At 74.4% G+C, this 13,614-nt stretch carries 9 protein-coding genes; 4 read left to right on the top strand and 5 right to left on the bottom strand.

What is annotated here, in order from left to right; genetic code table 11:
• Nucleotides 1-3: 3 nt before the first annotated feature.
• Nucleotides 4-2,106, top strand: coding sequence for an iron ABC transporter permease (locus MICAU_RS12935; protein ID WP_013285757.1), 2,103 nt, complete (start codon nucleotides 4-6; stop codon nucleotides 2,104-2,106).
• Nucleotides 2,107-2,151: 45 nt separating this feature from the next.
• The gene (locus MICAU_RS12940) at nucleotides 2,152-3,054 is read left to right on the top strand and encodes a siderophore-interacting protein (RefSeq protein ID WP_013285758.1); all 903 of its coding nucleotides are present in this window, start codon (nucleotides 2,152-2,154) and stop codon (nucleotides 3,052-3,054) included.
• 61 nt (nucleotides 3,055-3,115) lie between these two features.
• On the opposite strand, the gene MICAU_RS12945 is transcribed toward MICAU_RS12940, so the two are convergent.
• The 4 genes from MICAU_RS12945 to MICAU_RS12960 are packed head-to-tail and all read right to left on the bottom strand — an operon-like array spanning nucleotide 3,116 to nucleotide 8,361.
• Complete coding sequence (locus tag MICAU_RS12945) at nucleotides 3,116-4,900, bottom strand: IucA/IucC family protein (RefSeq protein ID WP_013285759.1); 1,785 nt, start codon at nucleotides 4,898-4,900, stop codon at nucleotides 3,116-3,118.
• Nucleotides 4,897-5,481 (bottom strand): GNAT family N-acetyltransferase, encoded by a 585-nt coding sequence (locus MICAU_RS12950; protein ID WP_041798998.1) that lies wholly within the window; start codon nucleotides 5,479-5,481, stop codon nucleotides 4,897-4,899. Before MICAU_RS12950 ends, MICAU_RS12945 begins: the two co-directional genes overlap by 4 nt.
• 8 nt (nucleotides 5,482-5,489) lie before the next feature.
• On the bottom strand, nucleotides 5,490-6,776 hold the full coding sequence (locus tag MICAU_RS12955) for a lysine N(6)-hydroxylase/L-ornithine N(5)-oxygenase family protein (RefSeq protein WP_013285761.1): 1,287 nt from the start codon (nucleotides 6,774-6,776) through the stop codon (nucleotides 5,490-5,492).
• Nucleotides 6,777-6,804: 28 nt separating this feature from the next.
• Nucleotides 6,805-8,361, bottom strand: coding sequence for a pyridoxal phosphate-dependent decarboxylase family protein (locus MICAU_RS12960; protein ID WP_013285762.1), 1,557 nt, complete (start codon nucleotides 8,359-8,361; stop codon nucleotides 6,805-6,807).
• Nucleotides 8,362-8,590: 229 nt separating this feature from the next.
• On the opposite strand from MICAU_RS12960, the gene MICAU_RS12965 reads away from it, so the two are divergent.
• Nucleotides 8,591-10,627, top strand: coding sequence for a penicillin acylase family protein (locus tag MICAU_RS12965; protein WP_013285763.1), 2,037 nt, complete (start codon nucleotides 8,591-8,593; stop codon nucleotides 10,625-10,627).
• A complete protein-coding gene (locus tag MICAU_RS12970; protein ID WP_013285764.1) occupies nucleotides 10,624-11,181 on the top strand; it encodes a GNAT family N-acetyltransferase in 558 nt (185 codons plus the stop codon). The genes MICAU_RS12965 and MICAU_RS12970 overlap by 4 nt, the downstream gene beginning before the upstream one ends.
• Before the next feature lie 12 nt (nucleotides 11,182-11,193).
• On the opposite strand, the gene MICAU_RS12975 is transcribed toward MICAU_RS12970, so the two are convergent.
• Nucleotides 11,194-13,419, bottom strand: coding sequence for a hypothetical protein (locus tag MICAU_RS12975; protein WP_013285765.1), 2,226 nt, complete (start codon nucleotides 13,417-13,419; stop codon nucleotides 11,194-11,196).
• Nucleotides 13,420-13,614 lie beyond the last annotated feature (195 nt).

The raw sequence follows: 13,614 nt of genomic DNA on the forward strand, positions 1-13,614 counted from the left end.
GCGATGACCGCCCCCGCCCCGCCGGGGCCGGCCACCCGGCCGGCCCCGGTCGGGCCGCCGCCCGCCCGGCGCAGCCGGGTGGCCGGCGCGTTCGCCCTCGCCGCCGCGCTGCTCGTCGCGATCACCGCGGTGCACCTCACCCAGGGCACCTCCTCGGTGGGGGCGCTGGACCTGCTCCGGCTGCTCACCGGCGGCGACGACGAGACCGCCCGGGTGCTCGTCGCCTCCCGCCTGCCCCGGCTGCTCACCGGCCTGGCCGTCGGCGTCGCGCTCGGCTTCGCCGGCGCGGCGTTGCAGTCGACCACCCGCAACCCGCTCGCCTCGCCGGACACGCTCGCCGTCAACGCGGGCGCCCACCTGGCGATCGTCTCCACCGCCGCGTTCGGGATCGCGCTGCCCGCGCTGCCCGCGGGCGGGCTGGCGTTCTGCGGCGGCCTCGCCGCCGCCTCCCTGGTCATGCTGCTCTCGGCCGGCGGTCAGGCCGCCACCACCCGGCTCATCCTCGCCGGCTCGGCCACCGCGATGGCGCTCTCCTCGCTGACCATGCTGCTCATGCTGCTGTTCGAGCAGGCCACCATCGGCCTGTTCGCCTGGGGCAACGGCTCGCTCGTGCAGGGCGACCTGGTCGCGTTCACCCAGCTCGCCCCCGTGATCGGGGTCGCCGCGCTGGTGCTCGTGGCCCTCGGGCACCGGCTGGACCTGCTGGCCCTCGGCGACGACACCGCCACCGTGCTCGGGCTCAACGTGCGCCGTACCCGGCTGACTGTCGTGCTGCTGGCCGTGCTGCTCTCCGCCGCGGCGGTCACCCTGGCCGGCCCGATCGGCTTCGTCGGCCTCGGCGCGCCGGTGATCGTCCGGCTGCTCGGCCGGTGGGTGCCCGAGGTGCACCGGCACCGCATCCTGATGCCGCTGTCCGGCATCGTCGGCGTGGTCATCGTGCTCGGCTCCGACGTGCTGCTGCGCGCCGTGCTCGGCGGGCAGGCCGGAGTCGACGTGCCGACCGGCGTGGTGACCACGCTCTTCGGCGCGGTGCTGCTGGTCTGGCTGGCCCGCCGCCACCGCGACGCCGGACCGACCCGGCAGGCGCCGGGCGGCCACGCCGCAGTCCGCTCCCGCGGCTTCGTCGCCACCGTCGTCGCGGTCTGCGCGGTCGTCGTCACCGCCGCGCTGGTGCTCGGCATGCTCGCCGGTGACACGTGGGTGCTGCTCGGGGACATCGTCAACTGGGTGCAGGGCCGCACCGGACCGGCGTACACATTCGTGCTGGACGCCCGCTGGCCGCGGGTCGCCGCGGCGCTGCTGGCCGGCGCCGCGCTGGCCCTGGCCGGCACCACCGTGCAGGCGGTGTGCCGGAACCCGCTGGCCGAACCGGGCATCCTCGGCATCACCGGCGGTGCCGGCATCGGCGCGGTGTCGCTGCTGACGTTCGCGCCGATGGCCGGCGTGCTCGCCCTGTCCGGCGCCGCCGGTCTCGGCGCGGTCGTCGCGTTCGCGCTGGTCTACGGCCTGGCCCGGCGGCGGGGGCTCAACTCCGACCGGCTGGTGCTGATCGGGTTCGCGGTCTGGCAGGGCGGTACGGCGATCATCACGTTCATCGTGGTGTCGTCCGACCCGTGGAACACCGGCAAGGCGCTGACCTGGCTGTCCGGCTCCACCTACGGGCGTACCGCACCGCAGGTGCTGCCGGTGGCGATCGCGCTGCTGATCGCGCTGCCGGTGGTCGCCGCCGTGCGCCGCGAGCTGGACCTGCTCGCGCTCGACGACGACACGCCCCGGGTGCTCGGCGTCCGGCTGGAACGTGCCCGGCTGGTCGCGCTCGGCCTGGCGGCGCTGCTCACCGCGACCGCCGTGTCGGCGGTCGGCGTGATCGGCTTCGTCGGCCTGGTCGCGCCGCACGCGGCCCGGGCGCTCGTCGGCGGGCGGCACACCCGCGTCCTGCCGGTCGCGGTGCTGCTCGGCGCCACCCTGGTCAGCCTCGCCGACACGCTCGGCCGCAGCGTCATCGCTCCCGCCCAGGTCCCCGCCGGTCTGGTCACCGCCATGATCGGCACCCCGTACTTCGTCTGGTTGCTGTGGCGTTCCCGCGCCGCGGCAGCCGCCCGTTAGCCCGTTCACCGACGCAGCCCCCACCGGCCGTGAGAGGAATGACGCATGACCAGCACCCTGGCCGTCGCGCCCTGGCGAGTCTTCACCGTCGAGGTCCGCGCGCTACGCCGGCTCGGCCCGTCCTTCCTGCGGGTGACGCTCACCGGCCCGGACCTGGACCGGTTCGCCGACAACGGGTACGACCAGCGGATCAAGCTGGCCCTGCCGCCGGTCGACGGCGCGCCGGGGGAGCTGCCCGACGGGCCGGACTGGTTCCCGCGGTGGCGTGAGCTGCCGGACGCGCTGCGCAGCCCGATCCGCACGTACACGGTCCGCGCCGTCCGGCCGGAGGCGTACGAGGTGGACGTGGACATGGCGCTGCACGGCGACGGCGGCCCGGCCACCCGGTGGGCCCGGCGGGCGCGTCTCGGCGACCGGATCGCCGTCGTCGGCCCGGACGCCGGGTGGGACGGCCCGCACGGCGGGGTCGAGTTCCAGCCGCCGGCCGGCGCGACGCTGCTGCTGGCCGGCGACGAGACCGCCGCGCCGGCGATCTGCGCGATCCTGGAGCGGTTGCCCGCCGAGGCGCGCGGGCACGCGCTGGTGGAGGTGCCGGAGACCGGCGACGAGCTGCCCTGCCGGGCGCCGGCCGGCGTCACCGTGACCTGGCTGCCCCGCGACGGCGCCCCGCACGGCAGCCGGCTCACCCCGGCCGTGACAGGTCTGGCCGGGCGGCTGGTGCCGGTACCGGTCGCGGTGGCCGCCGCGCCGCTGACCGAGGTGGACGTGGACCGGGACATCCTCTGGGAGGTGCCGGAGCGGCCCGACGGCGCGGCGCTCTACGCCTGGCTGGCCGGGGAGGCGGCGGTGATCCGCGGCCTGCGCCGGCACCTGGTCACCGAGCGGGGCATGGACCGGCGCGCGGTGGCGTTCATGGGCTACTGGCGGGCCGGTCGCGCGGAGAACTGATCGTCCCCACCACCGACGGAAGCGGGCCGGCGCGATGCGCCGGCCCGCTTCCGTCATGCCATCAGTCGCGCGGTGCGTACGGGGCGAGCGGGTTGACCAGCGTGCCGGCGAACTGCAACGCGGCGGACGGGTCGGACAGGTCCACCATCTGCTGGTTGTTGCGCAGCTGGAGCCGGTTGAGGCAGGACAGCGTGAACTCCGGCGCGAACAGGTCGTGCCGGCGCATCCGGTCGGCCAGGTGCGGCACCGTGGCGGCGTAGTCGGCGGCGCATGCGGCGACGGTGCGCCAGAACTCGTCCTGGTCGAGGACGCCCCGGGTGTGCAGGGCGGCGCTCAGGTGCCGCAGGAAGCAGTCGAACACGTCGGTGAAGATGGACAGGATCTTCTCGTCCTCGGGGATCGCGGCCCGGATCCGCCGCACCCGCTCCGGCAGGTCCGCCTCCGGGTTCATCACCACGATCTCCTCGGCGATGTCCTTGAAGACGACCCGCTCGACCACGCCGTCGTGCAGCACCAGGATGACGTTCTCGCCGTGCGGCATGAACGCCAGGTCGTGGGCGTACAGGCTGTGCAGCAGCGGCACCAGGTAGGCGTCCAGGTAGCGGCGCAGCCAGTCGGCCGGCGCCAGCCCCGACTCGTCGATCAGCGCGGCCGCGAGCGACCGCCCGTCCCGGTCCAGGTGCAGCAGAGAGGCCATGGTGGCCAGCCGCCGCCCGGGTTCCAGCCCTGGTACCGGGCTCTCCCGCCAGAGCGCCGCCAGCATCTTCCGGTACGGGGAGTACCTGTCGGTCGCCGCCTCGTACTGCCGGTGCCGGTAACCGATGGCGGCCCGCTCCCGGATGATCGACAGTCCGGTGCGCTTGAGCACCGGGTCGCCCTCGATCAGCCCGGCCAGCCAGTCGTTGATCGCGGGCGTCGCCTCCATGTACGCGGCGGACAACCCGCGCATGAAGCCCATGTTCAGCACCGACAGCGCGGTCTTCACGTAGTGCTTGGCGGGGTCGGTGACGTTGAAGAAGGTACGGATGGACTGCTGCGCCAGGTACTCGTCCGGCCCCTCGCCGAGGCAGACCAGCCGGCGCGCGGCCACCTCACCGGCGAACGTGACGGCGAGCTTGTTCCACCACTGCCACGGGTGCACCGGGACGAACAGGTAGTCGGCCGGGTCCAGGCCCAGCCCGGTGAGCGTGGCGGTGAACCCGGCAATCGTCTGCTCGCCCAGCTCGGCCCGGACCAGCGTGTCGTAGTCCAGGTCGTCGGCGCAGGTGAACGTGGTGTGGTCGCGGTGCGCGGCGAGCCAGAGCAGCCGTACCGGCGCGGCGGCCTCCGGGGCGTACGCGTGGTATTCGTGCACTCCGAAGCCGATGCGGCCGTTGTTGGCCACGAAGCAGGGATGCCCCTCGGTCATGCCGGTCTCGATCGCCTGGAACCCGGCGGCGGCCAGCTCGGCGGCGCTCAGTGTGGGCTTCGCGAGCTTGTACGCGGTCCCGGCCAGCGTGGAGGTGATCTCCTCCAGGTAGACCGGCAGGATCGCGTCGGTGAGGCCGAGCGCGCTGCGCAGCTCCACGCACAGGTCCACGGCGTCGGGCGGCAGCTCCGCGCCGTCGCGGCGGCGCACGATGCTGCCCGCGTCGACCTCCCAGTGGTCCAGCGCCAGCCGCTGCGCGGCGAACCGGTACTCGACGCTGCCGTCGTCGCTGCGGACCAGCCACCGTCCCGGGCCGTCGGGCTCGGGGGTGATCAGGCGCTCGTGGGCGAACTCGGCGAGCGCCTTGCGCACCAGCAGCCGGTTGGCCGTCGCCCACGCCTCGGGGGTCAGGTGGTCCACGGATGCGCTGGCGTTCACGCCGGTGCCCCTTCCTCGCCTGTGGGCACGCCGGTGGCGACCCGGAACTGGTCCCGGGTGCAGACGCTGAGCAGCGCCTCCTTCTCGGGCTTGCGGATCGGGCCGACGACTGTGAAGCCGACTGCCGCGTTGAGCGCGTGCACGGCGGTGTTGCGCACGTCCGGCTCCACCACCACCCGGCGCGTCGCCGGGTCGGCGAACAGCCAGGCCATCACCGTGGTGATGACGGCACGGGTGAAGCCGTGCACCGGCGTGTCGGCGGGTGCGCAGAGGAAGTGCATGCCCACGTCGCCGGGCTCCGGGTCGTACAGGCCGACCAGCTCCACCCGGGCCGGGTCGTACCGCTCGGCCAGGAACGCCGGAGCGCCGCGCCACGAACCCAGGTACGCGTCGTGGTGCGGATGGTCGGCGATGCGCCGGTACTCGGCGGCGACCGCGTCCACGTCGGCGTCCTGCATGAGCCAGAACGCGGACTTGGGATGGGTGACCCAGCGGTGCAGCAGCGCGGCGTCGGCGTCCGGGTCCAGCGGGCGCAGCGTGAACTCGCCCAGCGCGTCGTCGACGCGGGTGAACGCGGTCATGCGGGCGCTCATGCCGGCACTCCGGCCGGCGCGCCGAACTCCTGGAAGGCGATGGTCTTCTCCACCGGGTAGTGCTCCCGGCCGGTCATCTCCCGGATCAGCCACGAGTTGCGGTACGGACCCATGCCCAGGTCGGGCGAGGTGATGCTGTGCGTGTGGGTGCCGCCGTTCTGGAGGAACACGCCCCGGCCGGTGTGGTCGATGCTGTAGTTGCGGGCCACGTCGAAGCGGCCGTGCGCGTCGAAGCGGAGCCGGTCGCGTACCGGCGCGAGGAACTCCGGCACCCGGTAGTGGTAGCCGGTGGCCAGCACCAGTCCTTCCGTGTCGAGGGTGAACGCGCGGTCCTGCTCGGTGTGGCGCAGCCCGAGCCGGTAGCGGCCGTCGGTGTACGCCGCCTCGACCAGCTCGGTGTTGGTCAGCAGGCGCGTCGGCGCCGGTCCGTGCAGGCTCTTGGCGTACAGCAGGTCGTAGATGTCGTTGATCAGGTCGGCGTTGATGCCCTTGAACAGCGGCTTCTGCGCGGCCTCCAGCGCGTAGCGGGTCGGCTCGGGCAGCGCGTGGAAGTAGTCCACGTAGTCCGGCGAGGTCATCTCCAACGTGAGCTTGGTGTACTCCAGCGGGAAGAACCGGGGCGAGCGGGTCACCCAGGTGAGCTGGTAGCCGTACGTGTCGATGTCGCAGAGCAGGTCGTGGTAGATCTCCGCGGCGCTCTGGCCGCTGCCGACGACCGTGATGCTGTCCTTGGCCCGCAGCGCCTCCCGGTGCTCCAGGTAGCGCGAGTTGTGGATCATGTCGCCGCCCAGGCCGGCGCAGGCGGGCGGCAGGTACGGCGGCGTGCCGGTGCCGAGCACGAGGTGCCGGGCCCGGTGGGTGACCGGCCCGTCCGGCGTGTCCGCGTGCACCACGTACCGGTCGTCGCTCTCGTCGTACTCGACAGCGGTGACGCTGTGCCGGAAGCGCAGGTTCGGCAGCTTCCCGGCGGCCCAGCGGCAGTAGTCGTTGTACTCGGCGCGCAGTGGGAAGAAGCTCTCCCGGATGTAGAACGGGTAGAGCCGTCCGGTCTCCTTGAGGTAGCTCAGGAACGAGTACGGCGAGGTCGGGTCCGCGAGCGTGACCAGGTCGGCGATGAACGGCGTCTGGAGCCGGGTGGATTCGAGCAGCATGCCGGGATGCCAGTCGAAGCTGTCGCGGGCCTCCAGGAACAGGCCGTCGAGGTCGTCGATCGGCGCGGTGAGGCAGGCCAGGCCGAGGTTGTAGGGGCCCAGCCCGACGGCGATGAAGTCGTGGGTCGACATGGGGATTCTCGTTCTCCTCGACGGGGGGTCAGACCGGGCAGGACAGCTCGGCGGCGGCCGCGGTCCGGGCGTACCAGGCGGCGTGGTCGGCGATGAGGTCCAGCACGTGGGCGACGTCGTCCACTGTGGTCTCGGGGTTGAGCAGGGTGAGCTTCAAGTGGTGGGCGCCGTCGACCTTGGTGCCGGCGACCAGGGCCGCGCCGGAGGCGGCGAGCGCGTCGCGGGCGTGCAGGTTTGCCTCGTCGACCAGATCGGGGGCGAGACCGGACGGCCGGTACCGGAAGACCACTGTGCTCAGCTGCGACGGCGCGGCCACCTCGAAGCGCGGGTCGGCGTCCAGCCGCCGCCACGCCTGCGCCGCGAGGTCGACGACCTGGTCGAACAGCGTGCCGATCGCGTCCGGTCCCATGATCCGCAGGGTCAGCCAGAGCTTGCACGCGTCGAACCGGCGGGTGGTCTGGATGCTCTTGTCGACCTGGTTCGGGAGCCCCTGCTCGACCGCGCGGACCGGGTTGAGGTAGTCGGCGTGCCAGGTGGCGTGACGCAGCACCCGGCCGTCGCGGACCAGCAGCGCGCTGGAGCTGACCGGCTGGAAGAACGACTTGTGGTAGTCCACTGTCACCGACGCGGCCCGTTCGATGCCGTCGAGCAGGTGCCGGCGGGTGGGTGAGACCAGCAGGCCGCAGCCGTACGCGGCGTCGACATGCAGCCAGACCCCCGCGGCGGCGCAGATGTCGGCGATCTCCGGCAGCGGGTCGACGGTGCCGAAGTCGGTGGTGCCGGCGGTGGCGACGACGGCCATCACCACCTGACCGTCGCGGTGGCAGCTGTCGATCGTGCGGGCCAGCTCGTCGGTGCGCATCCGGCGGGTGGCGTCGGTGGGCACGGTGAGCACCGCGTCGGCGGCCAGGCCGAGCAGCTTGGCGGCCTTTTGCACGCTGAAGTGCCCGGCCGCGGAGGTGAGGATGCGTAGCCTGGACAGCACCTCCGGCCGGTCCGGCCGGCCGGTCGCGCCGCCGCCCACCACAGTGCGGTACGCCTCCTCGCGCGCCAGCAGCATCGCCTGGAGGTTCGACTGGGTGCCGCCGCTGGTGAAGACCCCGTCGGCGGTGGCGCCGAGCCCGATGCGCCCGGCGGTCCACTCGATCAGGCGCCGCTCCATCAGCGTCGCACCGGCGCTCTGGTCCCAGGTGTCCAGTGAGGAGTTGACGGCGCTGAGCACCGCCTCGCCGAGCAGCGCCGGGATGACCACCGGGCAGTTCAGGTGGGCCAGGTAGCGCGGGTGGTGGAAGTAGACCGCGTCACGCAGCCACACGTCGTGCAGCTCGTCCAGGGCGGCGTCGGTGTCGCCGAGCGGCCGGTCCAGGTCGATGGCACCGATGAGCGGCGCCAGCTCGTCGGGCGTGACGCCGGTGAACGGCCGGTCCGCCTCGCCCACCCGGCGGGCGACCCGGTCGACGCCGCGCGCCAGCACGTCCCGGTACCGACCGAGCGAGCCGGCGTTGAACAGGTGGCCGCGTGCCGTGGCGGCGGCGCTGCCGGTGTCGGCGGGCGCGGCGCCGGTCGGGCTCCCGATCGAACTCATGCGACTTCCCAGCGGTCGTACGGACAGGACGCGCGGCGATCAGCCGCGGCGATCAGGTTAGGTTAGGCTGGCCTAACTGGCAAGCACGACTCGGGGTGCTTTGTCCCGCATGTACCGCCGGTTGGCGCCCCGCCCGCGTCGCGGTAAGGTCGCCCTCGGTTAGGGGAGGTTATCCTAAGTTGACTGTCGAACGGAACCGTCGCCCGGCGCGCCGAGGCGGCGCGAGACGATGACACACGTCGATCGCGATCAGTGGGGCGTGCCCCAGTTGTGGGCCGGCGACGTCGACGCGCTGGCGCGTCTGCAGGGGCGTGTCGCCGCTGTCGATCGGGCCTGGCAGATCAGTGCCGAACGTTGGCGCGCCGAGGGTCGCCTGGCCGCCCACGTCGGCCCGGCCGAGCTGGCGTGGGACCGGTTCGCCCGCCGCGTACGGCTGGACGACACCGCCCGGCGCTGCTACGAGCGGCTGGACCCTGACACCCGGCGGTGGGTCGAGGCGTACGTCGACGGGGTCAACTCCGGACTCGCCGAGGGCGCCGCCGCCGCGCCGGAGTTCGCCGCCACCGGCACCGCGCCCGAACCGTGGCACCCCTGGTCGCCGCTCGGCGTGTTCCTCGTCCAGCACGTGCTGTTCTCCACGTTCCCGAACAAGCTCTGGCACGCGCACGTGGCCCGGACGCTCGGCCCCGAGGCGGCCGGACTGTTCGCGGTCGAGGGACCGGCCTCGTCCGGCAGCAACGCCTGGGCGGTGCCCGCCGACCCGGCCACCGGGCGCGGCCCGCTGATCGCCGGTGACCCGCACCGGCTGCTCGAACTCCCCGGCGTCTACCAGCAGGTCCGGCTGGCCTGCCCGGAGTTCGACGTGGTCGGTCTGGCCTTCCCCGGCGTGCCGGGCGTGCCGCACTTCGGCCACACCGGCCACGTGGCCTGGGCCGTCACCAACGCGATGGCCGACTACCAGGACCTCTACCGCGAACGGCTGCGCCGCGACGGTGACCGCGTGCTGGTGCGCGACGCCGACGGCTGGACGCCCGCCGCGCGCCACGTCGAGGAGATCGAGGTTCGCGGCGGCGCTCCGGAGACGGTCGAGGTGATCGAGACGCCCCGCGGGCCGGTGATCGACCACGACCGGGTCACCGGCGAGGCGATCGCCCTGCGCACCCCGAGCCGGGTCGAGGCCCGGCTCGGCTTCGAGGCGTTGCTGCCGCTGCTGCGTGCCCGGCGTACGGGCGACGTCGCCGAAGCGCTGCGCCACTGGGTCGAGCCGGTCAACAGCGTGCTCGCCGCCGACACCGGGGGAGGCGTCCGCCGCCTGGTCGCGGGCCTGGTCCCGGTACGCGACGAACGCTGCCGCCGGGAACCCGTGCCGGCCTGGGAGCCGGCCTACCGGTGGCGGGGCGACTACCTGCCGCTGGTCGACGAGCCGGTGGACGGCGTGGCGGTGTGCGCCAACGACCGGCGCGACGACGTCGCAGCGCACGGTGCCGACTTCGCCCCGCCGCACCGGGCCCGCCGGATCCGGGCGCTGCTCGCCGACGGCGCCGAGCCGTCCACAGTGCACACCGACGACCGGCTCCCGGCCGGACCGCTGTACCGGCTGCTCGACCGGCTCGACCCGGACCGGCTCGACGAACCCGCCCGCGCGCTGCTGCTGCGGCTGCGCGGATGGGACCGGGCGATGGCGGCCGGCTCGGCCGGGGCCGGCGCGTACGCGGCCTGGCGGGCGGCGCTGGCCCGGCGGTTGCGCGTACACCCGAGGTTGCGTGGCCTCGACGAGCCGTGCGGGTTCGACGAGCTGTTCGCCCCCTGGACCGACCCGGCCGCCCGGATCGGCCTCGCGCTGGACCACCTGGCCGCCGCGTTCGACCTCGCGGAACCGGCCGCCGAGGCGCTGGCCGAGGTGGCCGCCGGCCCGGCGCCCGGTGAGTGGGGCAGCCGGCACCTGCTGCACCCGGTGCACCTCGGCGTCGCCCCGGCGATCACCGACGCGGTGACAGCGATGCGGCGGCGGGTGGCACTCGGCGGCGACACCGACTGCGTGCTGGCCACCTCCAGCGTGCCGGGGATCTCCGACGCCTGCTGGCGCGGCCCGGTGGCCCGCTACGTGTGGGACCTGACCGACCGGGCGGCCAGCCGCTGGATCGTCCCCTTCGGTGCGTCCGGGCGCCCGGACGATCCGCACTTCGCCGACCAACTGACCCACTGGGCCGCCGGGACGCTGATCCCGGTGCCCGACGGCCCACTGACGGGAGACGAGACGACGTGATCCACCTGGAACGGATCCCCGGCCTCGGCGAGCTGGCGCTGGAGCCGGTACGCCCCGACCGGCACGCGGACCTGCTGCACGGCTGGGTGATCCGGCCCCGCAACCGGTTCTGGGGCATGGGCTCGCACACCGTCGACGAGGTACGCGAGATCTACGCGTTCGTCGACGGGCTCGACACCCACCACGCGTACCTGATCCGGCTCGACGGCGAGCCGATCGGGCTGTTCCAGACCTACCAGCCGGAGGCGGACCCGGTCGGCGAGCGCTACCCCGTGCAGCCCGGCGACGTGGGGACGCACCTGCTGCTCGACGCGCCCCGGCCGTACCCGGGTTCGCTGACCGGCGCGGTCTTCCCGGCCCTGATCCGGTTCCTGCTGCGCGACCCGGCCGCGCGCCGCGTGGTGGTCGAGCCGGACGTGCGCAACGACGCGATGCTGCGCCGCCTGCGCATCGAGGGCTTCACGCTCGGCGACGAGATCGACATGCCGGACAAGCGGGCGAGGCTGGCGTTCCTCACCCGGGACCGGTTCGAGGCGGACCACCCTCCGGCGTGACACCCGTCCGCGTCACGGTCCGGTGGCGCGCAGCCGCCCGGCCAGGTCCCGCACCGTCTCGGCGTACGCCGGGTCGTCCTCGGACGGGAGGTGACCCTGGATCGGCGGCGGGACGCTGTCCCAGGCCGGCGCCACCAGGCTCTCCGGATCCCGGAGACGGCGATCCACCGCCGCCTCCGGGCCGCTGACGCGGGCCGGCTCGTCCGCGCGGTGCGGGGAGAAGATCCATCCGCCCAGCGCGTCGGTGTCCCGCCACAGGTTGCGCCACCGCCACCCCACCCGGCCGCCGATCCCGCGCAGCATCTCGTCGCCCACGTAGGCGGGGAACAACCGGGCGTAGAGCCGGCGCAGCGGCGAGCTGTAGGTGAGCAGGGCGACCCGTGCGCTGATCTCCGCCGGCAGTTGCAGGACTGTCGCGGCGACGAGCACCGATCCGTGGCTGTAGCCGGAGAGCAGCACCCCGCTGCCGCTGTGCACCAGGTACGTGATCCGCCGGGCCAGCTCCGGCACGGCCCGCTCGGCGTAGCAGGGCGGGGCGAACGGGTGCGCTGCCCGGGGCCAGAACGTGGCCAGGTCGAAGAGCACGCCGACGTGGTGCCGGAACCCGGGGCTGCGGTAGGCGAAGACCCCGGCGACGACCAGGGCCAGCACCGCCGCCGAGATCGCCACCCCGCCCACCTCGATGCCGAACATGACCAGCTCGGCCGGGACGTGCGTGCGGCGTTCCAGCGTCTCGCCCGGCTCGGGACGGACCAGCGCCATCGCGGTGGTCGCCGCGCCCGCCCCGGCCATGACGGCGAACAGCACCGCCAACGGCACCATCAGGTCGGTGAACCGAGCCCGGACGATCATCGTCCGGACCTGCCGCAGCCGGGGCGCCGCCTCGGTCGGCGGCGCCGGGAAGTCCCGCTCGACGATCGCCTGGGCGGCCCGCGTCCGGCCGCGCCGGGACACCAGCGCCACCACTGCGGCGGCCGCCAGCGTGACCAGCAACGCCCGGAAGAAGCCGTAGATCGCCCAGGTGTACGCGCGGGCCGGACCCGGTATGTCGTCCGCCGGGGACACGCCCCGGTCCAGCAGGTCGGCGGTGCGCTGGACCAGCTCGGCGGAGTACGCGACCGCGAGCCCGCCCGCCGCCGCCGCGACCACGAGCGCGCCGAGCCCGTTCGGCGGCCGGTGGCCGCGTACCCGCAGGCGGTGCCAGAGCAGCACGGCCCCCAGGGCGCCCAGCAGGACCGCGTGCGTCATCAGCAGCCAGGTCAGGATCGAGCCGTAGCCGGGCAGGCCCCCGCCGGTACGCCAGCGGGCCGGGGCGAACAGCAGGTACCCGGCCACCACGACGGTGAGCCCGACCGCTGTGGCGCGCAGCGCACGGGCGACCCGGTCACGTCGCGGGTCGGTGGGCGCCCGGTCGACGAGCGGCGGAACGCAGACCAGTACCACGCAGGCGAGCAGCACCGCGCCGGTGACCGCCAGCAACGCCGCCACAGTGGGCGGGACACCCTGCGCGGCCCGGGCGGCCAGCAGACAGCCGTCGAGGGTGGCGAAGGCCGCCGCGATGTGGATCGAACGCAGCCGGCCCATCAGCGGCTCGGTGTCCCACTGGCCGATCGTGCTCAGCGGCGGCCCGGCGGACGCCCGCTCCGGCGCCCGGAACGCGGTGAACGAGCGACCCGGCCGCCGGGCGCCCCACCAGACCAGGCTCACCGCGGCGGCCGGGACCAGCGCCAGCACCACGAGCCGCAGCCCCACCGGCCGCCCGCCCATCCAGGACAGCCACTCCCGGTCGGCGATGCAGGCCGGGACGGACAGGCACTGCCAGGCCACCAGGTCCAGCGCCACCCCGGCGCCGGCGAGCACGTACAGCGCGGTCAGGCTCAACCCCAGCACCCGGCACAGCGCCCGCACGACCGCGCCGCCGACGGCGTCCCCCGGCCGCATCCACACGGCCACGTTGAGCAGCATGAAGGGCATCAGGAACAGCAGCGAGAGGGTACGCAGCGCGGTGCCGGACGGCAGGTCGTTCCACTGGTACGCCTCCAGCGTCACCCCGCCCGCCCCGTGCTCGTCGGCGTGTCCGTGACGGGGACGGTAGAAGCCGGCGCTGCGGTCACCCGCGACCTGCCGGACCAGCGGCCGGTCCAGCACCTCGGCGGCCCCGCCCGCGGAGACCCCGTGCACCCGCAGCTCCACCACCTCGCCCGACGGCGCCTGTGCCCGCCCTGGTCCAGCCGTCATCGACCCTCCGCGACGTCCCGGCCGCCCACGCCGCCTGCACGGCCCGCCCTCGGGTGGCGCAGCGTCCTACCCGGCCGGGCCGGGGGCAAACGCCCGCGGGCCGGGCGGGCGGCCCGTTCGAAGCCGCGCCCTCCGGGTAACCGCCGCCGGACGTACTCGGAAGGGAGCCCGCATGACCGGCACACCATCACCGCG

This window comes from Micromonospora aurantiaca ATCC 27029, from assembly GCF_000145235.1.
Lineage (GTDB): Bacteria > Actinomycetota > Actinomycetes > Mycobacteriales > Micromonosporaceae > Micromonospora > Micromonospora aurantiaca.

What these genes read in the sequence shown, in the direction of transcription:
- MICAU_RS12940 (WP_013285758.1), top strand. Translation starts at nt 2,152, where the DNA reads ATGACCAGCACCCTGGCCGTCGCGCCCTGGCGAGTCTTCACCGTCGAG.
- MICAU_RS12975 (WP_013285765.1), bottom strand. Translation starts at nt 13,419, where the DNA reads ATGACGGCTGGACCAGGGCGGGCACAGGCGCCGTCGGGCGAGGTGGTG.
- MICAU_RS12935 (WP_013285757.1), top strand. Translation starts at nt 4, where the DNA reads ATGACCGCCCCCGCCCCGCCGGGGCCGGCCACCCGGCCGGCCCCGGTC.
- MICAU_RS12960 (WP_013285762.1), bottom strand. Translation starts at nt 8,361, where the DNA reads ATGAGTTCGATCGGGAGCCCGACCGGCGCCGCGCCCGCCGACACCGGC.
- MICAU_RS12965 (WP_013285763.1), top strand. Translation starts at nt 8,591, where the DNA reads ATGACACACGTCGATCGCGATCAGTGGGGCGTGCCCCAGTTGTGGGCC.
- MICAU_RS12950 (WP_041798998.1), bottom strand. Translation starts at nt 5,481, where the DNA reads ATGACCGCGTTCACCCGCGTCGACGACGCGCTGGGCGAGTTCACGCTG.
- MICAU_RS12955 (WP_013285761.1), bottom strand. Translation starts at nt 6,776, where the DNA reads ATGTCGACCCACGACTTCATCGCCGTCGGGCTGGGCCCCTACAACCTC.